Annotated in this window: 17 protein-coding genes, 4 tRNA genes and 1 riboswitch; of the genes, 14 read left to right on the top strand and 7 right to left on the bottom strand. The window is 70.6% G+C overall.

Annotation, left to right across the window (positions count from 1 at the left end):
* Positions 1 to 16 precede the first annotated feature (16 nt).
* Positions 17 to 218, bottom strand: a riboswitch (cobalamin riboswitch).
* Positions 219 to 222: 4 nt separating this feature from the next.
* From AB0B90_RS10465 to AB0B90_RS10455, 3 genes are all read right to left on the bottom strand, one after another.
* Positions 223 to 1,248, bottom strand: a complete 1,026-nt coding sequence (locus AB0B90_RS10465; RefSeq protein WP_350943873.1) for a tripartite tricarboxylate transporter substrate-binding protein — start codon at positions 1,246 to 1,248, stop codon at positions 223 to 225.
* A 91-nt stretch (positions 1,249 to 1,339) separates the two neighbouring features.
* Entirely contained in the window at positions 1,340 to 3,160 is a 1,821-nt protein-coding gene (glmS, locus tag AB0B90_RS10460; RefSeq protein ID WP_362922095.1) for a glutamine--fructose-6-phosphate transaminase (isomerizing), read from the bottom strand.
* Positions 3,161 to 3,213: 53 nt separating this feature from the next.
* Positions 3,214 to 3,489: a hypothetical protein gene (locus AB0B90_RS10455; RefSeq protein WP_350943877.1), complete on the bottom strand. Its 276-nt coding sequence runs from the start codon at positions 3,487 to 3,489 to the stop codon at positions 3,214 to 3,216.
* Positions 3,490 to 3,642: 153 nt separating this feature from the next.
* On the opposite strand from AB0B90_RS10455, the gene AB0B90_RS10450 reads away from it, so the two are divergent.
* The 5 genes from AB0B90_RS10450 (at position 3,643) to AB0B90_RS10430 (ending at position 6,372) form a co-directional block, all read left to right on the top strand.
* Positions 3,643 to 5,880: a peptidoglycan recognition family protein gene (locus AB0B90_RS10450; protein ID WP_362922093.1), complete on the top strand. Its 2,238-nt coding sequence runs from the start codon at positions 3,643 to 3,645 to the stop codon at positions 5,878 to 5,880.
* Between the two features lie 90 nt (positions 5,881 to 5,970).
* A tRNA-Gly gene (locus tag AB0B90_RS10445) sits at positions 5,971 to 6,042 on the top strand.
* A 25-nt stretch (positions 6,043 to 6,067) separates the two neighbouring features.
* Positions 6,068 to 6,138 (top strand) — tRNA-Cys (locus AB0B90_RS10440).
* 74 nt (positions 6,139 to 6,212) lie between these two features.
* Positions 6,213 to 6,284: transfer RNA gene (locus AB0B90_RS10435), tRNA-Gly, on the top strand.
* 13 nt (positions 6,285 to 6,297) lie between these two features.
* Positions 6,298 to 6,372: transfer RNA gene (locus tag AB0B90_RS10430), tRNA-Val, on the top strand.
* A gap of 179 nt (positions 6,373 to 6,551) precedes the next feature.
* Here the strand turns inward: AB0B90_RS10430 and AB0B90_RS10425 are convergent.
* A complete protein-coding gene (locus AB0B90_RS10425) occupies positions 6,552 to 8,375 on the bottom strand; it encodes a lectin (protein WP_362922091.1) in 1,824 nt (607 codons plus the stop codon).
* A 119-nt stretch (positions 8,376 to 8,494) separates the two neighbouring features.
* Positions 8,495 to 11,446 (bottom strand): lectin, encoded by a 2,952-nt coding sequence (locus AB0B90_RS10420; protein WP_362922089.1) that lies wholly within the window; start codon positions 11,444 to 11,446, stop codon positions 8,495 to 8,497.
* 755 nt (positions 11,447 to 12,201) lie between these two features.
* Between AB0B90_RS10420 and AB0B90_RS10415 the strand changes: the two genes are divergently transcribed.
* The 7 genes from AB0B90_RS10415 to pcp all read left to right on the top strand — a co-directional run bounded on the left by AB0B90_RS10415 (position 12,202) and on the right by pcp (position 18,473).
* Positions 12,202 to 12,633: a PPOX class F420-dependent oxidoreductase gene (locus AB0B90_RS10415; protein WP_350943884.1), complete on the top strand. Its 432-nt coding sequence runs from the start codon at positions 12,202 to 12,204 to the stop codon at positions 12,631 to 12,633.
* Between the two features lie 85 nt (positions 12,634 to 12,718).
* On the top strand, positions 12,719 to 13,243 hold the full coding sequence (locus AB0B90_RS10410; protein WP_350943886.1) for an NUDIX hydrolase: 525 nt from the start codon (positions 12,719 to 12,721) through the stop codon (positions 13,241 to 13,243).
* A 331-nt stretch (positions 13,244 to 13,574) separates the two neighbouring features.
* Entirely contained in the window at positions 13,575 to 14,459 is an 885-nt protein-coding gene (locus AB0B90_RS10405) for a hypothetical protein (protein WP_362922087.1), read from the top strand.
* A gap of 32 nt (positions 14,460 to 14,491) precedes the next feature.
* Positions 14,492 to 15,439, top strand: coding sequence for a hypothetical protein (locus AB0B90_RS10400; protein WP_362897129.1), 948 nt, complete (start codon positions 14,492 to 14,494; stop codon positions 15,437 to 15,439).
* Positions 15,440 to 15,560: 121 nt separating this feature from the next.
* Positions 15,561 to 17,414, top strand: coding sequence for an endonuclease/exonuclease/phosphatase family protein (locus AB0B90_RS10395; RefSeq protein WP_350943890.1), 1,854 nt, complete (start codon positions 15,561 to 15,563; stop codon positions 17,412 to 17,414).
* Between the two features lie 28 nt (positions 17,415 to 17,442).
* Positions 17,443 to 17,850: a DUF393 domain-containing protein gene (locus tag AB0B90_RS10390; protein WP_362922084.1), complete on the top strand. Its 408-nt coding sequence runs from the start codon at positions 17,443 to 17,445 to the stop codon at positions 17,848 to 17,850.
* Positions 17,847 to 18,473: a pyroglutamyl-peptidase I gene (gene pcp, locus AB0B90_RS10385; RefSeq protein ID WP_350943894.1), complete on the top strand. Its 627-nt coding sequence runs from the start codon at positions 17,847 to 17,849 to the stop codon at positions 18,471 to 18,473. Before AB0B90_RS10390 ends, pcp begins: the two co-directional genes overlap by 4 nt.
* A gap of 188 nt (positions 18,474 to 18,661) precedes the next feature.
* Here pcp and AB0B90_RS10380 read toward each other — a convergent pair whose 3' ends face one another.
* Entirely contained in the window at positions 18,662 to 19,699 is a 1,038-nt protein-coding gene (locus tag AB0B90_RS10380) for a hypothetical protein (protein ID WP_362922082.1), read from the bottom strand.
* Between the two features lie 98 nt (positions 19,700 to 19,797).
* Positions 19,798 to 21,234, bottom strand: coding sequence for a glutamate--cysteine ligase (locus AB0B90_RS10375; protein WP_362922080.1), 1,437 nt, complete (start codon positions 21,232 to 21,234; stop codon positions 19,798 to 19,800).
* 361 nt (positions 21,235 to 21,595) lie between these two features.
* On the opposite strand from AB0B90_RS10375, the gene AB0B90_RS10370 reads away from it, so the two are divergent.
* Both AB0B90_RS10370 and AB0B90_RS10365 read left to right on the top strand, forming a co-directional pair.
* Positions 21,596 to 22,633: an alcohol dehydrogenase catalytic domain-containing protein gene (locus AB0B90_RS10370; RefSeq protein WP_350943899.1), complete on the top strand. Its 1,038-nt coding sequence runs from the start codon at positions 21,596 to 21,598 to the stop codon at positions 22,631 to 22,633.
* Positions 22,634 to 22,726: 93 nt separating this feature from the next.
* A complete protein-coding gene (locus AB0B90_RS10365; RefSeq protein ID WP_362922078.1) occupies positions 22,727 to 24,643 on the top strand; it encodes a S9 family peptidase in 1,917 nt (638 codons plus the stop codon).
* The last annotated feature ends 89 nt before the right edge of the window (positions 24,644 to 24,732 follow it).

The raw sequence follows: 24,732 nt of genomic DNA, 5'->3' as shown, positions 1-24,732 counted from the left end.
GCCCTCCCACGAGGCCCTGGACATTCACGTCACCGGCAGGTCTTCGGACTCACGGGCGCGACGCGCATGCCTACCGGCCGTCGCTTCCCAGGTATGGATCACCCAGTGCTCAATGACGGCTTTCGTTCCCGTTCACCGCTGCGGGGCAGTCCCGGAATCTCACCGGGTTCCCTCTTGCCTCGCCCCCTGCGGGGCGAACCAGCAACGAGCAGGATCCTACATCTAGGGGCGCCTGACGCAACTACCCCAACAGGTTGTGTCGGAGGACTTCAGTAGCCCGAGCTCGTGAAGCACACCGCGGGTGCGGGCCGTCTCGGTGGCGAGCCACTGGCGAAAGTCGTCGCCGCTGAGATAGACCCGGCTCCAGCCGTGGGCCGCACACAGGGAGCGCCAGCGTGGCGCGGCGTCGAGCCTGTCGCACAGGGCGATCGCGGCGTCCCTGTCCTCCGGGCTCATGTCCTTGGGCCCCAGCAGGCCGCACCAGTCGCTGTACTCCAGCCGGACGTCGACCTCTCTGAGCGTCGGCGCGTCGATCCCGTCGATCCTGTCGCCGGAGGAGACCGCCAGGGGCCGCATACGGCCCGCGGCGATCTCGGAGCGCAGAGCACGCGCCGATCCCAGCAGGGCCGCCACCTGGCCCGCCTGGAGCGCCTCCACGGCGTCCTCGGGGGTAAGGTATCCGGCATACTCCAGCAGCCGGGTGTCCACCCCGAGGCACTTGCCGATCATGCCGTAGAGCACGTGCTCGGAGCCCCCTTCCGACCGGCCGCCGACCGCGAGCCCCGCCGGGTTCCGGCGCAACCCCGCGGCGAAGTCCTCGAAGGTCAGCAGGCGGGAGTCGGCGGGGACGACCAGGACCGCCCAGTCGCCGACCAGGCGGGCGATGGGGGTGGCGGCGTTCACCACGGCGACGGTGTTGGCGATCTCCGCGGCCGCCACCATCGGCATCGCGGTGACGAGCAGCCTGCCCTCTCGCGCGAAGGGGCCGCCGAAGGCACCGAAGGCGCCGAACGCGTCGCGAGGGGCGGAGCCCAGGGCGCCGCCCCGCTCGACGGCCATCGCGGTGCGCGCCAGTCCCGCCTGGACCGCGACGGTCGCCAGCCTGCCCGCGATCCTGTCCCAGCCGTGGCCGTCGGCGGTCGGTTCGAGGAGGAGCAGGCGCTTCACCACCGAGCCGGCGTCGTTCGCGCCGCACCCCGCGGCGAGCAGCACCCCCGCCGCCAGCGCGAAAAACCCCCTACGGCGCATAAGCGCCCCTTCCCCCAAGAACCCCCCATACCACAGGTTAGTACTCCATCACTATCTGTGACGAGACGGGGGGAGGGAAAGGGCGCGGGGCTCACTCCACCGTGACGCTCTTGGCCAGGTTCCTGGGCTTGTCGACGTCGCGGCCCAGGGCCACCGCCGCGTGGTAGGCGAAGAGCTGCAGCGGGATCGAGAGCAGGATCGGGTCCAGCTCGGTCTCGTTCTTGGGCACCACGACGCAGTCGTCGGCGAGCTTGGGGTCGGCGTCGCGGTGGCCCACCATGAGCACCCGGCCGCCCCGGGCGCGGATCTCACCCAGCGTGGTGAGGTTCTTGTCCAGCAGCTCGTCGTCGGGAACGATCGCCACCGTCGGCATGTCCGGGCCGATCAGCGCCAGCGGCCCGTGCTTCAGCTCGCTCGCCGGATAGGCCTCGGCGTGCACGTACGAGATCTCCTTGAGCTTCTGCGCGCCCTCGCGGGCCACCGGATAACCCCTCACCCGGCCCACGAACATCATGCTCGGCGACTCGGCGTACTTGCCCGCCAGTTCCTTGATCTGCGACTCCAGCGCCAGGATCTCCTTGATCTGGTCCGGCAGCCTGCGCAGGCCGTCGCAGATCCTGCGGCCGTCGGCGGGAGACAGGTCGCGCACCCGGCCCAGGTGCAGCGCGAGCAGCGCGAAGGCCACGGCGGTCGAGGTGAACGCCTTGGTGCTCGCCACCGAGACCTCGGGGCCCGCGTGCAGGTAGACACCGCCGTCGCACTCGCGGGCGATCGCGCTGCCCACCGTGTTGACGATGCCCAGCACCCGGCCGCCCTTGCGCTTGAGCTCCTGCACGGCGGCGAGGGTGTCGTAGGTCTCGCCCGACTGGCTGATCGCCACGTAGAGGGTGTCGGCCTCCACCACCGGGCTGCGGTAGCGGAACTCGCTCGCCGGCTCCGCGTCGGCGGGGATGCGCGCCAGCTCCTCGATGAGCTGCGCGCCGATCTGGCCAGAGTAGTACGCGGAACCGCAGCCGATGATCTTCACTCGGCGGAACGAGCGGCTCTCCCGCGCGTCCATGTTGAGACCGCCCAGGTGGGCGATGTGGAAGCGGTCGTCCAGCCGCCCGCGCAGCGTCCTGGCCACCGTGTCGGGCTGCTCGGAGATCTCCTTGAGCAGGTAGTGCTCGTAGCCGCCGGTGTCGTAGTGCCCGGCCTCCCAGTCGACGGTCAGCGTCTCCTTGGCCGTCTCCCGCGCGTCGCTGGCGAAGGTGTTGAACCCGTCGGCCCGCAGCACGGCGATCTCGCCGTCCTCCAGGTGCACCACCTGGCGCGTGTAGCGAACCAGCGCGGCCACGTCGGAGGCGGCGAACATCTCCTTCTCGCCGATGCCCAGCACGATGGGGCTGCCGTTGCGCGCCACGACCACCTCGCCGGGACGCTCGGAGTCGATCACCGCGATCCCGTACGTGCCGACGACCCGCTTGAGCGCGGTCCGCACGGCCTCCTCCAGCGAGTCGGCCTCCTTGACCGTGCGGGCGATCAGGTGCGACAGCACCTCGGTGTCGGTCTCCGACAGGAAGATCGCGCCGTCGGCCTCCAGCTTGGCGCGCAGCTCGTCGGCGTTCTCGATGATGCCGTTGTGCACGACGGCGATGCGCTCGTCGGTGGACAGGTGCGGGTGGGCGTTGACGTCGCTGGGCGCGCCGTGGGTGGCCCAGCGGGTGTGACCGATGCCCAGGCCGCCCTTGAACCGCGAGGGCACGACCGCCGCCAGGTCGGCCACCCGGCCCTTGACCTTGCGCATCCTGAGGCCCTTGTTGGAGATCACCACACCGGCCGAGTCGTAGCCCCGGTACTCAAGACGCTGCAGGCCCTCCAGCAGGATGGGCGCCGCGTCCTTGGGCCCTACATAGGCCACGATTCCGCACATGTAACCGCTCCTTATCCATGAACATCGCTAAACGATCGAGGTGCCGTCGCCTGCTACCCATAGACGATCCGGCGAAGCTGTCGCAGGGAGAGCTCGGGTGCCGCGACACGGCGTACCGCCAGCTCGGCGGCGACCCTGGGGAAGATCTCGTCGTTGACCAGCCCCCTGGCCCTGAGCTCCGTGTGGCGCCGCCGGACGAACTCGTCGACGGGCTCGGAGAAGTAGGCCAGCACGTCCGCGACGACCCGCGCCGCCTCACCGGGACCGAGCGCGCTCGTCCGGATCAGGTGGGTGATCAGATCCTCATGCGGATTCCGTGCCGTGGACACAGATCAGGACCATACGCATCCGGGGGGGAACACACCAAGTTTCCTGCCCGATTTCGGGCAGAGAATCTCTTCGACATCACAACCCCACCGCAATGCGCGACAGTCGGTAATCTCTGATAACTCTAAGTAGTTGCCAGAGGGGGAGGAACCGCCATGCGCCGCCTGCCAGGGATCACCGTCGTCACCGCTCTCGCCGTCCTCGCCTCGGTCGCCCCCGCGCAGGCGGCACGTCCCGAGGACCGGCCGGCGCACCCCCGGACGTCCCCGGCCCTCTCCGCGACCACCACACCGCCCGGCACGACGACGACGGGAACAAGGACGCGGTCCGGCAGGCAGGCCGCATTCACCAGGGCCGCACGGACGTACGGGGTGCCGGAGAGCGTGCTGCTCGCGGTCTCCTACCTGGAATCCCGCTGGGAGGGCCACGACGGGCGGCCCAGCGTCTCCGCGGGATACGGCCCGATGCACCTGGTCGACGGCCGGGCCGCACCCGGACGGCCCCACGGCACCGGGGAGGACCCGCGTGGCGACGAGACCCGGCCTCGCCTGATCGCCGTTCCTTCCATCGCGAAGGACCGGCCGCGAGACACCCTGCGGCGGGCCGCCGAACTGACCGGCCTGCCCCCCGACCGGCTGCGCGAGGACGCCTCCGCCAACATCATGGGCGGCGCCGCGCTGCTCGCCGACTACCGGCGCCGTGCCGGCGGGAGCCCTCGCGACGACCCGGCCGGCTGGTACGAGGCCGTCGCCCGATACCCCGGCACCCGGGAGAGGGGCGCGGCGGACGAGGATGCCGCGTTCTCCTTCGCCGACGAGGTCTACGCGACGATCAGGGCCGGTGCCGCCCGGGTGACCGACGACGGCGAGCGGGTTGTCCTCCCCGCCACACCCGACCTGCCCGCGCCCCTCTCGCCCCCTGCGCCTTCTGCACCTTCTGCGCCTCCCGCGCCCTCCACGCCGCCTTCCGTGTCTCCCGCGTCGTCTCCCGCGTTCCTCGCGGCCTTCGCGCGGCCCGCCCCGGCGAAGCCCTCGGGACCGTCCGAGCCACGAGCACCGCTCCCCCTGGAACGGCGCGCCTCGCCCACCGAACCACCCGCCGTGCCACCCACCGAACCACCCGCCGTGCCGCCCTCCGCGTCACCCACCCCCACTCAGGCCGCCACCCCGACGCCCATCCCCGCCAAGAAGATCGCCATGATGCCCGCTCCGGGGCCCGACTGCCCGAAGAGCGTCTCCTGCGAGTGGCTCCCCGCCGCCTACGAACGGCTCCCCGGCGGCGGGTACGGCAATCACGACCGCTCCGACGGCCCTCGAGAGATCGACTACATCGTGATCCACGACGGGGAGACGAGCTACGACGCGATGACCCGCCTGGCCAAAGACCCCACCTACCTGAGCTGGCACTTCACCATCCGCTCCGCCGACGGCCACATCGCCCAGCACCTGCGGGCCAGGGACATCGGCTGGCACGCGGGAAACTGGTACGTCAACTCCCGTTCCATCGGCCTGGAGCACGAGGGCTACCTGGCCAAGGGCGGCGCCTGGTACACCGAGGCGATGTACCTCGCCTCGGCCAAACTGGTCCGCCACCTCGCGGCCAAGTACGACATCCCCCTCGACCGGGCCCACATCCTGGGACACGACAACGTGCCGGCCACCACCCCGGAGACCGTGGCAGGCATGCACGAGGACCCCGGCCCCTACTGGGACTGGGCCCACTACTTCGAGTTGCTCGGCAGGCCGCTGCGCGCCTCGGGCGGCGACGCCGCGCGCTCGGTGCTGATCAGGCCCGACTACGGCACCAACAGACCGGGGTTCACCGGCTGCGGCGGGGGGTGCCGTGACCTGGGCGCCGCCTCGGTCTGGCTGCGCACGCGCCCCTCCGCCACCGCGCCGCTGGTCAAGGACATCGGCAAGCACCCCACCGGCGACTCCACGTACAGCGTCTACGACCACGCCGCCCGCGCCTCCACCGGCCAGCGGTACGCGCTCGCCGAACGCAGGGGCGACTGGACCGCGATCTGGTACCTCGGCCAGAAGGCGTGGTTCCACGACCCGGCCACCGCCCCCACCTCCGTGCGCGCGTCCGGCCCCCTGGTGACGCCCAGGCCGGGCCGTTCCCCGATCAAGGTGTACGGCAGGGCCTATCCGATGAAACCCGCCTACCCGAGGGGCGTTCCCGCGCAGGCCCTGACCCCGCTGCAGTACTCGATACCGGCCGGGCAGGCCTACAGCTCCGGCCCGGCGACACGGGGCTCGTACCTCAGGGCGGCCTCCTTCGACCCGTCGGAACACCGCGTCGTCACGGGCGACGCCCGCTACCGGCAGATCCAGTTCGGGCACCGGATCATGTTCGTCCGGGCCTCCGACGTCCGATCGGTCACCGGATGAGGCTCTCCGATGATCCGGCCCGTTGCGCACATCCGCCCTGCGGAGGCGCTAGAGTTTTCACGTGCCCCGGAGCCGTTTCCCGGGGATCACGCGGAAGTGGCTCAGTGGTAGAGCATCACCTTGCCAAGGTGAGGGTCGCGGGTTCGAATCCCGTCTTCCGCTCCGGCGGGCCTCCAGGGGCCTGACCGGTGGAGTGGCCGAGAGGCGAGGCAACGGCCTGCAAAGCCGTCTACACGGGTTCAAATCCCGTCTCCACCTCAACGCACGACCATCGGACCCTCCGGGATCCGGTAAAGTGGTGCGAGCGCCGAGGGGAAACCCGAAGCGAATACGCGGAAGTGGCTCAGTGGTAGAGCATCACCTTGCCAAGGTGAGGGTCGCGGGTTCGAATCCCGTCTTCCGCTCTGATTCACCCGAGGACGATTAGCTCAGCGGGAGAGCGCTTCCCTGACACGGAAGAGGTCACAGGTTCAATCCCTGTATCGTCCACCACCCCCATGGAATCCATGGGTCGATCACGTCGAATGGCCGCCAAAATCCCTGCTCAGGGGCGTTGGCGGCCTTCTGCTTCGTATAGCCCGCCGGAATCCGGCCACCCCCGTCCGGCGGGGACGCCCCCTGGAGCCGGCCCGCCGAGGGCGGACCGGCTCCGGAGTCACGTCACATCACGGTCACACGCGGTTCCATCTCTGGTTGGTGCTGCCCTGACAGGTCCAGATCTGCACCCTGGTGCCGTTGGCCGTGCCGGAGTTGGACACGTCCAGGCACTTTCCGCTGCCGATAGCGGTGATCGTGCCATCCGAGTTGAAGCGCCACTTCTGGTTGTTCTGACCGTTGCAGTCCCAGATGATCACCACCGTGCCGTTCGCGGTCCCGGCCCCGTTCACGTCCAGGCACTTGTTGCCGTACACCCGCAGCTCACCCGAACTGGTCGAGGTCCACCGCTGGTTGGCCTGGCCGTTGCAGTCCCAAATGTTCACCGCCGCACCGTTGCTCTGCGAGGCGCCGCTGACGTCCAGGCACCGGTTCGACGCCACCCCACGCAACGCGCTCGTGCTCGCGGTGGGCGTCGGCGAGGGCGTCGGGGTTGGCGTCGGGGTCGGAGTTGGCGTCGGGGTCGGGGTCGGGGTCGGGGTCGGGTTCGGGGTGGTCAGTTCCTTGATGCGGATGTTGCGGAACGCCGCCACGTCGCCGGACCCGTGGTTCTGGATGCCGATGTAGCCCTGCTGGAGCGAGCGGACCGGGTCGGTGTTGGTGAAGTCGTTGATCTTCGCGCCGTTCAGGAACACCTGCAGCCGCTCACCCTCCACCAGCAACTCGTAGGTGTTCCACTGACCCGGCGGGTTCAGCGCCGCGTCACGTGCGGCGATGTCCGCCGCCTTGAAGCCGTAGATCGCACCCGTCGTCTTGTCGGCGCTGTCGGTCGCGTCGATCTGCACCTCGTGCCCGGTGTTGAGCGCCGCGTTCGGGTCACTGGTGGCCGGGAACCCGACGATCACCCCCGAGTTGGAGTCGCCGGTCAGTCTCCAGTCGAGCTTGAGCGAGTAGGAGCCGAACTCCTTGGCGCTGTACCACAGCATGCCCATGCCACCCTGGGAGGTCAGCGTGGCGTTGCTGTTCGCGAACGACCCCGGACCGGCCTGCGACCAGCCCGTCGTCGACCCGTTGTACAACGCCGTGTAGCCGGTCTCCGGGCGGCAGTCGGCGTTGACCGCCTTGGCCGCGTACCGGATTCCGCCCAGCAGCAGCGTGCGGAAGTTCGAGTCCGAGTACGACGCCTGGGTGTGGCCCAGCCCGGTGTAGAACGAGCGGCCGGAGGCCTGGGGACGGCACCAGGTGATCGGGTGGTCACCCATGCCACCGCCGCTGTAGCTGCTCTCGTCCAGGTTCTGCAGGACCCGCACGTTCGGACGGGGGTTGCTCCGATAGCTGTACCACTCGTCGGACCGGGACCATGTCGTCCCCAGATGGGCGGTCGCGGCGTGCGCCCGGTCCTCGTTCCGCACCGTCGCCTGCTGGATCGCCGGATGGCTGTTGAACCAGGCACCCACCAGCTGCCCGTAGTACGGCCAGTTGTACTCGGTGTCGGCGGCCGAATGCACTCCCACATATCCGCCGCCGCCGTCCACGTACGACTGGAAGGCGTTCTGCTGGGTGTCGTTCAGCACGTCACCGGTGGTGTTGAGGAACACCACCGCCTTGTACTGGGCGAGGTTGGACCCGCTGAAGGCGTTGGAGTCCTCGGTCGCGTCCACGGTGAAGTCGTTGGAGGCCCCCAGGTCGCGGATGGCCTGGATGCCGACGGGGATCGCGTCGTGCCGGAACCCGGCCGTCTTGGAGAAGACCAGCACCTTGAAGGCGGCGGCCTGGGCGGGGACTGCGGGGACCATCATCGTGGCGGCGGCTGCGGTGAGCGCCACCGCGGCGGCCGAGAGGCGTCGCAGCACGGGTGTCCTCCGGTCGCCGCCCGCGGCGGATATCAGATGTCGAAGCATGGTCGTCCTTCCATCGTGGCGCCCGGCGGGGCCTTTTCGGCGATGAGCCGGGCCGCGCCGGGCGCCACATCGATGAGGTGCTCGTGGAGTGGTCGGGGTCGCGTAGGAGGCGGACCGCCTCAGACGCGGTTCCATCTCTGGCTGGTGCTGCCCTGGCAGGTCCAGATGTGCGCTCTGGTGCCGTTGGCGGTACCGGAGTTGGACAGGTCCAGGCACTTGCCGCTGCCGATCGCGGTGATCGTGCCGTCCGAGTTGAAGCGCCACTTCTGGTTGTTCTGACCGTTGCAGTCCCAGATGATCACCACCGTGCCGTTGGCGGTCCCGGCCCCGTTCACGTCCAGGCACTTGTTGCCGTACACCCGCAGCTCGTTCGAACTGGTCGAGGTCCACCGCTGGTTGGCCTGGCCGTTGCAGTCCCAGATGTTCACCGCCGCACCGTTGGTCTGCGAGGCGCCATTGACGTCCAGGCACCGGTTCGACGCCACCCCACGCAACGCGCTCGTGTCACCGGAAGGCCCGGAAGGCGTCGGCGTCGGCGTCGGGTTGGGCGTCGTGCCGGTGCCGAAGGTGAAGGAGTCCAGGTCGAACAGGTAGCCCTGACCGGTCGCGCCGCGGAAGACGAGGTACAGCGTCGTGGCGCCGCTCGGCCCGCCGCTGATGTTCGCCGAGACGTTGGCGAAGGTCTCCCAGCTACCGGTGCTCGTGACGTTCACCGATCCCAGCAGCGTGCCCGTGGCCGAGCCCGCCCGTACCTCGATCCGGCCGCCCGCGCCCGCCGAGGACACCCGCGCGGTGAAGCTCGTGACGTTGCTCAGGTTGTACGGCTGGAAGGAGATCCAGTCGCCGTCGTCGATGAAGCCGGCGGTCCTGCCGCCATCGGCGCTGGCGTGGTCCGCCGTCTGCACCCCCTGCTGGGCGCCGAAGTGCTCGGCCTGCCGGTAGCGTGGCTGCAGCGTCCGGCTGCTGGTGGCGGTCAGGCCGCCCCCGTCGGTGTAGGAGGCCACGAAGACACCGAAGATGTTCGCCGCGGAGTCGTGCTCGCCGTCGACCGGCACCGCGATGGAGCCGCTGCAGCCGTTCCTGGAGGTGATCTGGTGAGCGTGGCTGTCATGGCCGAGCGAGTAGGTGACCGTCACCTTCGAGCAGTCGATCGTGCCGTCCTCCGGGTCGCTCACGCTGACCTGGAACGGCACCGTGTCGCCGAAGGAGAACAGCTGACCGTCGCCCGGCGACGTGAGCGTGACGGACGGGGCGGTGTTGCCGACGGTCACGCTGACACTCGCGCCTCCGGTCAGCCCCTGCGGGTCGCGCACGGTGAGCGTGGCGGTGTACGAGCCGTTGGTGGTGTAGGTCTTGGTCGGGTTGGCGGCGGTGGAGGTGGTGCCGTCGCCGAAGTTCCACGAGTACGTCAGCGCGCCGCCCTCGGGGTCGGAACTGCCCGACGAGGAGAAGTTCACCGTCAGCGGAGCCGCTCCCGAGGTCTTGTCGGCCGAGGCCCTCGCGATCGGGTTGCGGTTGGCCGCCTGGCCGATGTACTCGATCCGGTAGAGCGCCTGGTTGTTGTTTCCCGTGCCGTAGTCCAGCACGTACAGCGCTCCGTCGGGACCGAAGGCCATGTCCATCACCTGCGTCCCCGACCAGGGGAACGAGGAGATCTCGCCGTAACCGCCGTCGCTCTTCACCTCGATGGCCTTGATCCAGCGACGGCCGTACTCGCCGGCGAAGAACCGTCCGTTGAGCGAGGCGGGGAACTTGACGCTTGAGTTCAGGTTCGCGTCGTACCGGTAGACCGGACCGCCCATCGGCGACTCCGAACCGCTGCCGAACTCCGGCGGCGAGCCGGAGTCACCGGCGTACTTGATCCACGCCGGCTTGGCCGGGGGCAGCGTGGTCAGTCCGGTGTTGCGGAAGGAGTTGTTGGTCGGGCCTCCCGAGCAGTTGTACTTCGGGCCGGTGCTGTTGGAGGCGAAGTTCCACTCGTTGTAGGTCTCGTTGGTGGTGTTGCTGCCCGTGCAGTACGGCCAGCCGTAGTTGCCGGCGGAGGTGATGCGGTTGAACTCCACCTGGCCGCTCGGCCCCCGGTTGGAGTTGGTCGACCCCGCGTCCGGCCCGTAGTCGCCCAGGTAGACGACGCCGGTCGCCTTGTCGACGCTCATCCGGAACGGGTTGCGCAGGCCCATCGCGTAGATCTCCGGCCGCGTCCCCGACGTCCCCGGCGCGAACAGGTTGCCGCTGGGGATCGTGTAGGTGCCGTCCGCCTGCGGCTTGATCCGCAGCAGCTTGCCGCGCAGGTCGTTGGTGTTGCCGGCCGAGCGCTGGGCGTCGTACTGCGGGTTGCGGTTGGTCCGCTCGTCCAGCGGGGAGTAGCCGCTCGACTCGAAGGGGTTGGTGTCGTCGCCGGTGGTCAGGTACAGGTTGCCCTGCGCGTCGAAGTCGATGTCGCCGCCCGCGTGACAGCACTGACCGCGGTCGTTGGCGACCCGCAGGACCACCTTCTCGCTGGCCGTGTCGAGCGTTTCATCCGATTTGAGGGTGAAACGGGACAGGTAGAACTCGCCCTTCCACTGGTCGAACTGCGCCTGGGTGCCGGTGGCCGGGGCGTCGCCGTTCGGCGTGCTCAGCCGGGGTGAGTAGTACAGCCAGACGTAGCGGTTCGTGGCGAAGTTCGGATCGACTCCGACCCCCTGCAGGCCCTCCTCGTCATGGGTGTAGACGTTGAGCCTGGCGGACACCTTCGTGTTGCCGTTGACGTCGGTCACGCGCAGCGTGCCGTCGCGGGCCGTGTGGAGGACCGACCGGTTCGGCAACACGGCCAGTGACATCGCCTCGCCGATCTCGTTACCGCCCGACGCGAGTGAGATCTGCTGGTAGTCGGATGCCGGGATGTTCAGCGCGAGCGCCTGGTACGACGAACCCGCTCCGTTGACGCCGGATGATGACGCGTGCAGGGCCGGGGTGGCCGCGAGGGTGGAGGTGACGGGGGCGACGAGGGTGAACGCCGCGGCCAGCAACCCGGCGACGATACCGGTCAGGACCGGTCTGCGCGCCGTAGCAGGCGAAGATGGTTGCACGGTTGTTCCTTCGGGGGGTGGGGGGTGTGGGTCAGGTCACGCCCTCCGCCTCAGGTGGGTGACGCCCTCCCGAGGTGGAGACCGTCGCCGAACGAGGAGACGTACGGCGACGGCCGACTGCGCGGATCCAGGTCGGGGATCGTCCGGATCATGCCGTTCCGTGGCACGGTGACCGCGATCGGCGGAGCGGCGGAGGCGGCCTCCTGGCCATCACGACACCGATGGGGACGACCACACCGGGCCGAGGCGGGCCTCGGCCGCAGGGCTCGTTCGATCGGTCACGTGCTTCTCCCAGGAGGGTGCGCCTCACCGGTGACACCACGAAAGAAGGCATGGTGCGGCGAGGTGGTGAATGTCGACATGGCCGATCACGACGTGGAGGGCGCGAAGCGTCCCCACATCCCGCTCATGTGATCCAGCCGCGGAGGCACCGGAAGGATCACCCCTGGGACCTCACTACCCATTACGTTCCGGGCGCTTATCCCCGTCAAGACTTTAAGCCTACTTATTTCGCAAATAGCACACCGCCGTTCCGGGCATGGTGAGCCGTTTTCCGCCTCTACCTGGGACGATGCCTGTCGCGCGGTCACCTGTGCCGACCAGCCCGCATGAAACGTTCAGATGTGTCGTACTGATGGGAGGTCTTCGATCTCGGCGAAGTGCCCCGTGTCCTCGCCCCCGGCGAAGCGCCCCCGCCCTCTCGGCCCCGCGTCGCGGGGGAATAATCGGCATCCGGTCGCGCCTTGGCCCTGAGCATGACCGCCACACCATTCGATCCGCGCGCACTGCTCGCGGAAAGCCGCCTCGGTGTCCTCGCGACGATCAAGTCCGACGGCCGCCCCCAGCTCTCCCCCGTCATGCCCTTCTACGACCCGGAGGCCAAGGTCGTCTACGTCTCGATGACCGAGGGACGCGCCAAGACGGCGAACCTGCGGCGAGACCCGCGCGCCACACTGGAGGTGACCGCCCCCGACGGTCTGGCATGGGTCACCGCCGAGGGCACGGCGACACTCACCGGGCCGGGAAACGATCCGCACGGTCCCGAGGTCGAGGCACTGGTGCGCTACTACCGCCTCGCCGCCGGAGAGCACCCGGACTGGGACGAGTACCGGGCGGTGATGGTCTCCGACCGCCGGGTGCTCATGGTCATGACGGTCGACCACGTGTACGGCGAGAGGATCGGCTGACGGCGTCCGGGAGAAACGCCGAACGTCCGGGGCCGCGCCCTCGGTAGCGTGGACGAGATCAGGTAACAGGCTGGGAGCACACCGCATGCGCTGGCAGGTCCACTCAGAAGAACCTCTCTACACCGATCGGTGGCTCGATGTCCGGGTCGCGGACGTGGAGCTTCCCGACGGCAGGCGCCTGGACTACCGGCTGATCCGTACCGCGCCGGGGGCCGGGGCCGTCGTCACCGACGATCGGCGGCGGGTGCTGCTGATCTGGCGGCATCGCTTCATCCCCGATTCGTGGGGCTGGGAGATCCCCATCGGCGGGATCGAGGACGTCGAGGAGCCGGCGACGGCCGCCGCCCGCGAGTTCGAGGAGGAGACCGGATGGCGCCCCGGACCGCTGCGCCCGCTGCTGCGCGTCCAGCCGAGCAACGGGCTCTCCGACTCGGTCCACCACATCTTCCGCGCCGACGGCGCCGTCCACATCGGCCCACCGACCGACCCGTGGGAGGCCGAGCGCGTCGAGTGGGTGCCACTCGACGACGTCCGCGACATGGTCGGCAGGGGCGACGTCACGTGCGGCACCAGCATGGCCGCGCTGCTCTACGTCCTCACCGAACCGTAGGACACGAAACGATCTGTCCGGGCGGGACCGTGAGCTGCGGATATCCCGGGCGCGAAGCGAACCGTGGGACACGAGGCGATCCGCCTCCCGGGCCGGCTCTCGACGGCCGCGACCACCTTGAGGCTCCCACCGGCCCGTCTACCGGGACGGATCCTTCTCAGCCCCTGGTCGGCCCGGGAGGACCCCCTTCCCACCTGGGGCGATCTCCGGACAATCATCCCGATCTTCTTTTCGGCACGCGATACTTGATGATAGGGAGCACCATGTAAGGAGGCATGACCTGAAACATGGTTAATCGCTATGCTTTTGAAACACGGCAAAGGGGGCGCCTGTGCAGCGCGTGGTGGTCGATCCTGAGGTGCCCGGGGAGGTCGCCGACCTCTTCCGCCAGAACGGCCCGTTGCTTTATCGCCTCCGCACCAAACGCCCGCCCAGGGACGTGGACGCCCCCAGGGTTCCGGGAGTGCTCATGGGCTTCTTCGGCGGGTCGGTCGCCGTCGTGGGGGGCGGCCTCGTCTTCGCCGGCGCTCCGATCCCCCAGGCCGTCGTCCTGCTCATCCCGCTGATCATCTTTTATCTCTTCATCCTCGGGGTGGTCTACCTCGCCAGGAAGCCCTCTCCCGTCGACTCCGTCGAGCGGCTGCTGTACACGCACTCGCGGCACTGGCACGGGCGCTTCCTGATCCTGGAGGACTTCGACTACGACGCCAGACACCAGCTCGGCCGGGTCCAGAGGGCGATCGACCACATCCTGCGCTCGCGCGTCAACGCGATGGGCATGCTCGACAGCGTGCGCAACTCGGTGATGCTCCCCGCCGAGGAGTGGGAGATCGCCCGGCTGCTGAACAAGCTCTCCTCGCTGCGGGCCAAACACCGCCACCTCGCCAAGGGCGGCAGGAGCCCCGAGGTGCTCGCGGCCATGGCGCCGCTGGAGCGGGCGCTGGCCGCGAGCGAGGCCGCCGTACTCGCACGGGTCGAGGCCCTGGAACGCTACGCCGGCCACGTGTCCGACGCCGAGCGGGCGCTGCGTTCCCAGGGACAGATCGAGGTCCTGCGGGCGCATCTGCCCGAGTACGAGCAGCTCGTCGCCGAGACGGGCGCGGCCAGATTCTCCGGGCCGGAGATCAGGCATCTCAGCGGTGACGCCGACATGCTTCAGCGAGCACTCCGCGAGAGCGTACGCTCGGCACACGAGGCTTTCCGCCATCTCGGCTGACGTGAAATGTGATCGAACGGAGGGACGAGCCTGTGCGGTCAGTGGTGGTCGATCCTGAAGTTCCCCCCCGGACCGCCGACCTGTTCCGCCGGCACGCGTCGATGTTGTCGCGCATCCGCGCCGGTTGGACCCCCGAGCCCTCGCCGCCCAACTCCCGCCTGACCGGACGCTTCCTGAACGCCGGCGGAGGGGTGGCGGCGCTCTTCCTGGTGTGCCTGATGTTCCTCGCCGACGTCGGGCAGCTGCTGTTCTTCATGCTCTCGCTGCTCGTCTTCGTGGTCTTCGTCGGCCTGCTGGCCGCCCGCGAGCCCGCGGAGCCCGAGACGGTCGAGCAGGAGCTCTACCGCGAGGCCCGCTGGTACGAGGGCCGCTACCTGCTCCCGGCCGAGGACTTCGACTACGCCGCCGGACAGTTGCTCGACCGGACCCAGCAGGCGATCGACTACATCCTGCGCTCGCGCGTCAACGCGGCGGGCATGCTCGACAGCGTGCGCAACTCGGTGATGCTCCCCACCCAGGAGTGGGAGATCGCCCGGCTGCTGAACAAGCTCTCCTCACTGCGCAACGAGCACCAGGAGTTCGTGTACGGCGGGAGCACTCCGGAGGTGGCCGCCGCCATGGCGCCGCTGGAGCGGGCGCTGGCCGCGAGCGAGGCCGCCGTACTCGCGCGGGTCGAGGCCCTGGAACGCTACGCCAGCCACGTGGCCGACGCCGAGCGGGCGCTGCGCGCCCATGACCAGATCGAGGCGCTTCGCGCGCGGCTCCCCCGCTACGAGGAACTGCTCGCGGAGTCCGGCGCCGACGCCTTCGCCGTACCGGAGATCGGGAGGCTCACCGAGGACGCCGATCAGCTGGAACAGGCGTTGCGCGACAGTGTCCGCTCCGCGCACGAGGCGTTCCGCCACCTCGACCCCTCTTCCTCTCCTGCCGCGGACCCGGATTCGCCCGGAGAATCGTCACAGGAGCCCCCGGCTCGCTGAAGGGCTCCGGCTCCGGCTCCGGCGAGGTCGTCTCCCCCACGGGGGCGACGCTTCGGGCAGGTCTCGCCCTTGTCATGGGCGGCGAAGAAGGCGAGGATAGCTCGCGTTCTTGGGAGGTAGCATGCGGATCCGCCTGGACGTGACCCTCGGCGTGGTCGTGCTCGTCGACGTGCTCCGGGTCTTCCTGCCATCGCTGATCACACTCTTCGGCCGGGCGGGAAGCACCCCGGCGGAGATGATGGGCCTGTTCGCCGTCTCCTGGTTCGTCCTGGCCTTCCTGACCGTACCGCTCGCCAGATTCGTCCGCCCTCCGCTGATCGCCCTCGGCGCCGCGGGCCTGCTGCTCCTGTCCCGGCTCGCACTCCAGCTCACCGACGGCGGGGGGCCGCAACTGTACGTGGCCGGTCTCGGTTTGCTCGCCGGGTTGGTCTGGCTGGTGGCGATCGCGATGAGCGGCATCGACGCCCGGCCCGTGATGGGTGGGGTGATCACCGGCCTGGCCGCCTCCACGGTGATCCACGCGGCGCTCGACGGCATCGACCTGATGTGGCGGCCTGGAGCGGTCCCGTGGCTGCTGCTGGTGGTGGAGCTCCTGCTCTTCTGCGCGTTCACGGTCCGGGCCGAACCCCCGGACGAGGAGTACTCCGGGGCTCCCCGCGCCTGGCTGACGCTCGGCCCCGCCCTGCTGCTCTGGGGCCTCTACACCGGCAACACCGCGCACGCCCAGGCGGCGACCGTCTCCGCGCAGCAGGCCGCGGCCGTGATCGTGGCGGCGTTCGCGGTGGTGTCGGCGGCGCCCGCCGCGCTGCCGGTGCTGCGCCGCCCGCTGCTGCCCGCGGTCGCCCTGGTGGCCTCGGCGGTGGCGTTCACATTCGGCAGGGCCACCGTGGACGGCGTTCACGGGGTGGCGCCCGGCTGGACGATCGTCGCGCAGATCGTCGGGCAGGTCGCGCTGGGGGCCTGCCTCGCGCACGCCGCGACGACCTTCGGCCGGGATCGGCCGGCCCGGCGGGGCCTGGCGACGGCCGGGGGCATGCTGCTGTTCGTCGTGTTCGTCTTCGGCTACTACGCCGCCTACGACCTCTACCTGCCCAACGCGTGGGTGCCGATCTGCGCGGCGCTCGTCGTCGCGCTCGGCGGCGTGACGGGAAGCGCGGGCCTGCCGCGCCGCTCCTACGACCGGCGGTTCGCGGCGGCCTCCGTCGCCGCGGTCGCGCTGGTGGCGGCCGTTCCCCTGTGGCAGGGTGCCCACCCCGGCTGGAAGGGCCCCGAGGACGGACTGCGGATCGCGGCGTACAACATCAGGATGGGCTACGGCGAGTCCGGCAGGCTCTCGCTGGAGCAGCAGGCCGACGCGCTCAGGGAGCTGAGACCGCACGTGGTGGTGCTGAGCGAGGCCGACCGGGGCTGGCTGCTCAACGGCGGCCACGACGGGGTACGGCTGATCGCCGAACGGCTGGACATGCACTACATCTGGGCCCCGGCGACCGACGAGGTGTGGGGCGACGCCCTGCTCACCACGCTGCCGATCACCTCGATCAAGAACCACGTGCTCGTCCAGGGCGGCCCGACCGGCGCGCAGGCGCTGGAGGTCGGACTGCGGTGGCGGGGCGAGGACGTCACCGTGATCGGCACCCATTTGCAGCCTCCGCCGGGCTGGCGCGAACTCGACCAGGTCGAGCAACTCGGGGAGATCGTCAGGAACGCCGCGAGGGGTGACACCCCGGTGATCGTGGCCGGTGACCTCAACCTCCAGCCCGGCGATCCGGCCTGGCGGGTGCTGACCGACGCCGGCCTCACCGACCCCTTCGCCCCGGTCAGGCCGTTCAACACCATCCCGTCCCGGAGCGGGCCCGCGCAGCAGATCGACCACGTGCTCGTCACCCCGGGGTTCACCGGAAAAGACCAGGCCAACCCCGATGTGCCGCACTCCGACCACCGTCCGGTCGCGGTCACCCTGGTCGCCGGGCCTTGATCGGGTCCTCCTGGGTAATGTCAGGTGCATGACGGAAGAACCTGTACTGGTCTTCGACGGCGACTGCGGTTTCTGCACGACGAGCATCCGGTTCGCCGAGCGTCGCATCGGGGTGCGCGCCCGGGTCGTCCCCTGGCAGTTCGCGGATCTCCGGGCGCTGGGTGTCACGCGCGAGCGGGCCGAGCGTGAGGTGCTCTGGGTCGAGGACGGCCGGGTGTACGGCGGGGCGCAGGCGGTGGCCAGGCTGCTGATCGCCGCCGGTCTCCCGTGGAGCCCGCTGGGGTTCGTGCTGCGGATCCCGCCGTTCCGGTGGGTGGCCCGGGGGGTCTACCGGCTCGTCGCCACCAACCGTCACCGCCTGCCGGGCGGCACCCCCGCCTGCGCCCTGCCCTCGAAGCCCTCGAACTCCGGACCTGCGGTCTCGGAGCACCGATGAAGGGCGTCCTGCTCGCCGGGCTGGAGCCGCTCGACGGCGCCGCGAACCCGTCGTGGGAGGCGATCGGGCTCGTCCCCGGAGTGCGGACCGCGCTGCTCCCCTGCGCGTTCGGCGGGTCGCTGGAGCACCTGCGCGCGGCGATGGTGGAGCACGATCCAGCGGTGGTCGTGTGCGTCGGGCAGGCCGGAGGGCGACCCGACGTGACGGTGGAGCGGGTGGCCGTCAACCTCGACGACGCCTGCGTCCCCGACGGCACGGGTCACCGGCCGATCGACGAGCCGGTGGTGCCCGGTGGCCCCGCCGCCTACTTCTCCACCCTGCCGGTGAAGGCGTGCGTGGCCGCGGCGCGGGCCGTCGGAGTCCCGGCGAGCGTCTCACAGAGCGCCGGGACGTGCCTGTGCAACCATCTCTTCTACGGCCTCATGCACATGATCACCACCGAGCGACCGGCGGTTCGCGGAGGCTTCGTGCACGTGCCGTTCAGCCCGGAACAGGTCCTGGGCGAGGCCATGCCCTCCATGCCCGTCGCACTGGTCGCCCAGGCGCTCACCGCGATCGCGACCACCGCCGTCTCCGTCTCCCTGGGCGGCGATCTCCGCCTGCTCGGCGGCTCCCCCCACTGAAAGGGCCCACGGTCTCGGAGCGGCACACCGTACGACCACCCCCAGCGGCCTCGGGAACGTCGAGCACCACGCCCTCACAGCGACCCCGGGCACGCCGGTGCCGTCGAAGCGACCAGCAGCGCGGGCGACCCGCGGTGGCGCCGGTGCTCGCCGCCGTCCCCGGGCGCACCGGTCATCGAAGTGGCTCCTCAGAGCGGCACGCCGTACACCACGCGACGGCCCGCGAACTCGCTCACGCTCCACAGCGTCCTCTTGCCCCGGACACAGGTCAGATCCTCCGGCCCCACCGGATAGGGCCGCTTACGCACCGTGTCGCCGACCACGATCAGGGTGCCGTTCCTGGTGGAGCCCGCCGCCTGGCTGAGATACCAGACGCCCTCGTAGGAGAGCGCGCCCTGGATCTTGTCCCCCGGCAGCGCGTAGGCGTCCATCGCCTGGACGACGCCCCCCGCCGGGGCGTTCAACGTCCCCTCCGCGGTCAGCGGCCAGCGGGCGACCCGTCCGACCGTGCCCGCGGTGTCGACGTACTCGCCGGAGATCAGCACATCGGGATCGGTGCTGCGGTCGACGGCGGCGAAGGAGAAGCGGACGCTGCCGCTGGTGGTGGTCCAGGCGTCGGTCTGCGGCATCACGTACCGGTAGCCGAACGCGTCGTACACGCCGGCCTTCCTTCCGATGGTCTCCGTACCGCTCCCGTTGATCTCGAAGATCTGCCGGGTGTCGAAGACCCGCAGGCCCCGGGTGGTGTCGGCGACATACAGCAGGTTGCCGTACCAGGCGACGCCACCGGCGTGAATGTTGATCGGTGTGATGCCTCCGTCGGCGCCGGCCCGCACCAGCAGGACGTGCCGGTAGCGGAGCGTCGCGGGATTCACGAAGGTCAGGCGTACGCCCCGCTCCGCCCCCGACGACGGCGTGTGGTACCAGCTCACCACGAACGCGCTCCCGGCGATCCCGGCGTCGGAGGCGCAGGTCAGGCCCTGGGGATACCACTCCTTGGTGGCGTTGTCCCCGGCGTCGAAGGTGTACCAGTCAACCGGTTTCGGCTTCATCGTGCCGAACGCCCCGGTGCCGGCCGACCCCTTCCTGACCGTGACCCGGTTGGCCTTGGCCAGGACGGTGTCGAGTGATGCCCGCTTGAGGTCCTTCTCCAGAATCTTGATTCCGGCCGTGAGGCCGCCTCCGTCCCGCTTCAGCCCGAACGGTTCGGCCGATACGACCTTCATCTGACTCATGAGGGGGTCTCTTCCTGTCCGGTTCCGCCAGGATCGGCGGATCAAGATGCGGAGTTCATGAGTATGCCGGTACTCAAATCCCTTTGCGGTTAGAAAGGCCAGGTGTGGACGGGCTCCCCGCCCAGCGACAGCTCCCGGTACCGGCTCACCACGCGCGCCGCCGCGGCCTGGTCGCCGCCCTCGCGAGCCAGCGCCTCCCGCTGCCAGATCGCACCGGTACGGCGGCGGATGACGCGTTCCCGCACGATGTCCAGCGTCCACCGGGCCTCGTCCGGGTCCACCCCCATCCTGTCGAGCCCGGCCTCGGCGACCGGCAGCAGCTCAAGGGCGAGCCGTTCGGCGGGGATCTCCTCGTCCAGGCCCGGCCAGCTCAGCGGCGCGTCCAGACCGTGGATCGCGGCGCGGTAGAAGTTTCGGTAGGCCCCGGCGAAGGGGAAGTCCTCCACCGGCTGGACCGCCAGGGCTGCGGTGAGCCCGAGCAGGAAGGCGCTGTTGGCCGCCATGTCGGGCGCGCTCGGCCCGGCGGGCAGGGCACGCATCTCCACCCGCAGGTGGCCGCCGTCACCGGGGTCGTAGACCGGCCGGTTCCACTGCCACACTGTGCCCTGGTGGAGCCGGAGCTCGGCCAGTCCGGGGACGCCGCCGACGGGCACCTCCTCTGGCGCGAAGGTCATCGGCAGCACCGGCTCGTAGTCGCGGACACACGTCTCGAACATCTCCTCGGCGCTTCGCACCCAGCCGGAACCGAACCCCACCCGCCGGTCCCGGCGGTCGAGCCGCTCCACGTCCCGGTCGTCGGCGGCCTCCTCGAACAGCGCGATCCTCGTCTCCTCCCACAGCCTCCTGCCCAGGAAGCAGGGCGAGTTCCCGCTGACCGCGAGGACCGGGCCGATGGCCAGTTGGGCGGCGTTGTAGACGCGGGCGAACTCGGCGGGGGCCGTACGGAGATGAACCTGCCAGGAGGTGTTGGCGCTCTCCAGGATCACCCCCTCGACCTCCAGTTCCAGCAACTCGACGCCCTCGACGCGCACCCGGAACGGCTCCGTGCGCAGCCGCCGCATGCCCCTGGCCAGCGCCCGGTAGCGGCCATCGCCGCTCAGCGCCTCGTGGGTGAAGTCGAACTCGCTCAACGAGGGCAGGATCCCGATCACCACGGCCTGCCCGCCCTGCGCCGTGGCCGCCGCGTCCACCACGGTCATGATCTCCCGCATCTCGCTCACCAGGGCGGTGAACGGCCGCCCGGCGATCGGCAGCGGAGTCAGGTTGGCCTCCAGGTTGAACCTGCCCAGCTCCAGCGTGAGCCGGTCGTCGTCCGCGGCGACCCGCACCTCTTGGTTACGGGGAAGCGGCCTCCCCTCGGGCGTTATGAGAAACATCTCCAGCTCGGCCCCGATGGTCGCGGGACCGGCGCCGAAACCCGGCCTTGCGAGCACCTCGCGAAGGGTGTCGAGCTGCTCCGTCAGCTTCCCCCTGAAGCTGAGGAACTCCGCCTCGGAATAGCGGTCCTTGTCGACTTGCTGCCCCATCACACCGTCCGATCAGTTGACCCTTGTGCCCCTCCCTCTCTCCCAGAGTGCACCTTCTAATCAGGAGACCTCACGACCGGCCGCGGACACGGCGTATCGGGAGGTCCCACGCCCCTAGAAACGATCCCGGAAATGCCCCCTGACCTGGCCGGGCCCTCGGCCGACCGGACCCGCCGACCGTCCGGAGCCGCCGGCCCCACCACCCGGCCGACCTGACCGAACCGGACAGGCCGAGCCGGCCGACCACCGAACAGGACCGGCCGACCGGACCCGCTCACCGACCGAATAGGCTCACCGGTCAGGTGGGCCCACCGGCGGAAAGCGCCGGAGACCACGGGCCGGGGCAGAGGAGTGTGGGCGGGTGCGAGCGGTGCTTTTCGACGCCTTCGGGGCCGATCCAGAGGTCCGGGAGGTGCCCGCCCCCGAACCTCCGCCCGGTGGAGCGGTGATCCGGGTGGAGGCCACCGGGCTCTGCCGGAGCGACTGGCACGGCTGGCAGGGCCACGACCCCGACATCCGGGTCCTCCCCCACGTGCCGGGGCACGAGTTCGCCGGGGTCGTCGAGGCGGTGGGCACGGGCGTCGCCTCGTGGCGGCCGGGCGACCGGGTGACCGTCCCCTTCGTCTGCGCCTGTGGCTCCTGCCCTGCCTGCCTCGCCGGTGACCAGCAGGTCTGCGAACACCAGACCCAGCCGGGGTTCACCCGCTGGGGCTCCTTCGCCGAGTACGTGGCCGTCGATCACGCGGACGTGAACCTCGTACGGCTCCCCGAGGAGATGGCCTTCACCACCGCCGCGAGCCTGGGCTGCCGCTTCGCCACCTCCTACCGCGCCGTGACCGCCGTGGGCCGGGTACGGCCGGACGAGTGGGTGGTCGTGCACGGCTGCGGCGGCGTGGGGCTCTCCGCCGTCATGATCGCCGCCGCGGCCGGAGCCCGGGTGATCGCCGTGGACGTCTCGCCGGGAGCCCTGGAGCTGGCCCGGCGCTTCGGCGCCGTCGCCTGCGTCGGGGCCGGAGCACCCGAGGCCGACGTCCCCGCGCGGGTCAGGGAGCTGACCTCGGGCGGCGCCCACGTCTCCATCGACGCGCTCGGCAGTCCCGCAACGTGCGTGGCCTCGATCGAGAGCCTGCGCCGCCGTGGACGCCACGTGCAGATCGGCCTGCTGCCGGGACTCACCCCGCTCCCGATGGGCCGGGTGATCGGCTACGAGCTCGAACTCCTCGGCAGCCACGGCATGGCCGCCCACGCCTACCCGGCGATGCTGGAGGCCGTCGCCGACGGCGCCCTGAGCCCGGACGCCCTCCTCACCCGCTCCATCGGCCTGGAGGAGGCCGGAGCGGCGCTCGCCTCGATCGGCTCCGTTCCCGGCGTCACGATGATCCTGCCGTCCCCGCGCTGAGGAGAGCAGGGACCCCGGGGAACCCTCCGGCACGGGCGGAAAGCCGCCCGAGAGCGCGCCCGCCAAAGCGCACCTTGGATAGCTTTACTGGTTATGCGCCCTGAAGACCTCGCCCAGCTCACCGTTCCCGGGAGTGTCACGCTCCACGGTGATCTCCTCCTCGTCGACCTGGCCACCCCCGACCCGGAGGCCGACGCCTACCCGGGAAGTCTGTGGCGGGTGCCCGCCGACGGCCCGCCCGCCAGGTTCACCTTCGGCGAGCGCGACAGCGCGCCGCGCATCTCCCCCGACGGCGCCCGGGTCGCCTTCCTGCGCTCCGACGCCACCGAAGGGAGCCGCCCGCAGCTGTACGTGATGCCCACCGGCGGCGGCGAGGCCCGGCCGATCACCGATCTGCCCCTGGGCGCGGGTGTCCCGGTCTGGGCGCCGGACTCCCGCAGGATCGCGTTCGTCGCCCGGGTCGCCGAGCCCGGCCGGTACGGCACCCAGGAGGGGGTGAGCGCCGCGGCCGAGGCACCTCGCCGGATCACCGGGCTGCGCTACCGGACCGACGGGGCCGGCTTCACCCTCGACCGGCCACAGAGCCTGTTCGTGGTGAACGCCCTCGCCGACGTCCCGCGACCGGTACGGCTGACCGAGGGTCCCTACGACGTGGATTCCCCCGGCTGGACCACGGACGGCGAGCACGTGCTGGTCTCGGCTCCCCGCGACCTCGACGGCGAGAGCCTGCACACGGATGTGTACGCGGTCCCCTCCGGTGGGGGCGCCCCGATCCTCGCGGTGCGCAGCGACGGCTCCGCCGAGCATCCCGTCGCCCTGCCGGGCGGGGAGGTGCTCTATCTCGGTACGGCGTTCTCCGGCATCGACGCGGTGGCCCGCAACACGGGCCTGTACCGCGCCCCGCTGCGGATCGGCGGCGCCGGCGAGAGCGGCGGGGCGGCGGCCGGGACCCGGCTGACCGAGGAGGAGTCGGTGGACTGCGACTCGCTGCCTCCCGCACCCGGAAAGGACGGCGTCCTGGTCGCGGTGCGGACGCGCGGCGCGGTCGAACTGCGCCTGGTGCCCTCCGGCGCCCTCGACGCACCGCTGGAGGAGCTCGTCGTGGTCCTGGGCGAGCGGGCGAGCGTGAAGGCGTTCACCGTCTGCGGGGAGAGGGTCGTCGCGGTGGTGTCCACGCCCGCGAGCCCCGGCGAGGTGGTCACCCCCGACGGGGCGCTGACCGACTTCTCCGGCGCCCTCACCGGGATCAGGCCGCTGCGTGAGATCACCGCCGTCTCCGCCGACGGCCACCCGGTGCACGGCTGGCTCGCCCTGCCCGAGGGCGACGGGCCGCACCCGGTCCTGCTGAACGTGCACGGCGGCCCTTTCCACCAGCACGGGTGGGCGTTCCTGGACGAGACCCAGATCTACGCGGGCGCCGGGTACGCGGTGGTCCTGCCCAATCCGCGCGGCTCCTGCGGGTACGGCCAGGCGCACGGCCGATCGGTGGTCGGCGCGCTGGGCACCGTGGACGCCGACGACGTGCTCGCCCTGCTGGACGCGGCGCTGGCCACTCCCGAGTGCGACGCGGAGCGGGTGGGCGTGATGGGCGGCTCCTACGGCGGCTTCATGACGAGCCATCTCGCCGCCCACCACGGGAGCCGGTTCAGGGCCGCCTGGAGCGAGCGCGCGGTCAACGCCTGGGACTCCTTCACCGGTTCCTCCGACATCGGCTGGTTCTTCGCCGACGCCTACTGCGGCCCCGATCCTGAGGCGCAGCGCGCGATGAGCCCGCTCTACCGGGCCGACCGGATCACCCTGCCGTTCGCCGTGGTCCACTCCGAGGACGATCTGCGCTGCCCGGTCGAGCAGGCGCAGCGGATGTTCGTCGCGCTGCGCCGCAACGGCGTCCCCGCCGAGTTCCTGCTCTTTCCCGGCGAGGGCCACGAGCTCACGCGCAGTGGCCGCCCGAGGCACCGCCTGCAGCGCTTCGAGGCCGTCCTGGAGTGGTGGTCCCGCCACCTGTCCTGATCTTCCTGCGTGGAGTACGAGTCCAGGAGAGCGCTGGGCGGGAGAACCACCGCCCCGGGTCTGCGCGCCCATCCGCGGGGAACGGCGGC

Source organism: Streptosporangium sp. NPDC049078, assembly GCF_040648855.1.
Lineage (GTDB): Bacteria > Actinomycetota > Actinomycetes > Streptosporangiales > Streptosporangiaceae > Streptosporangium.
This window is presented reverse-complemented; position numbering and strand designations above follow the sequence as displayed.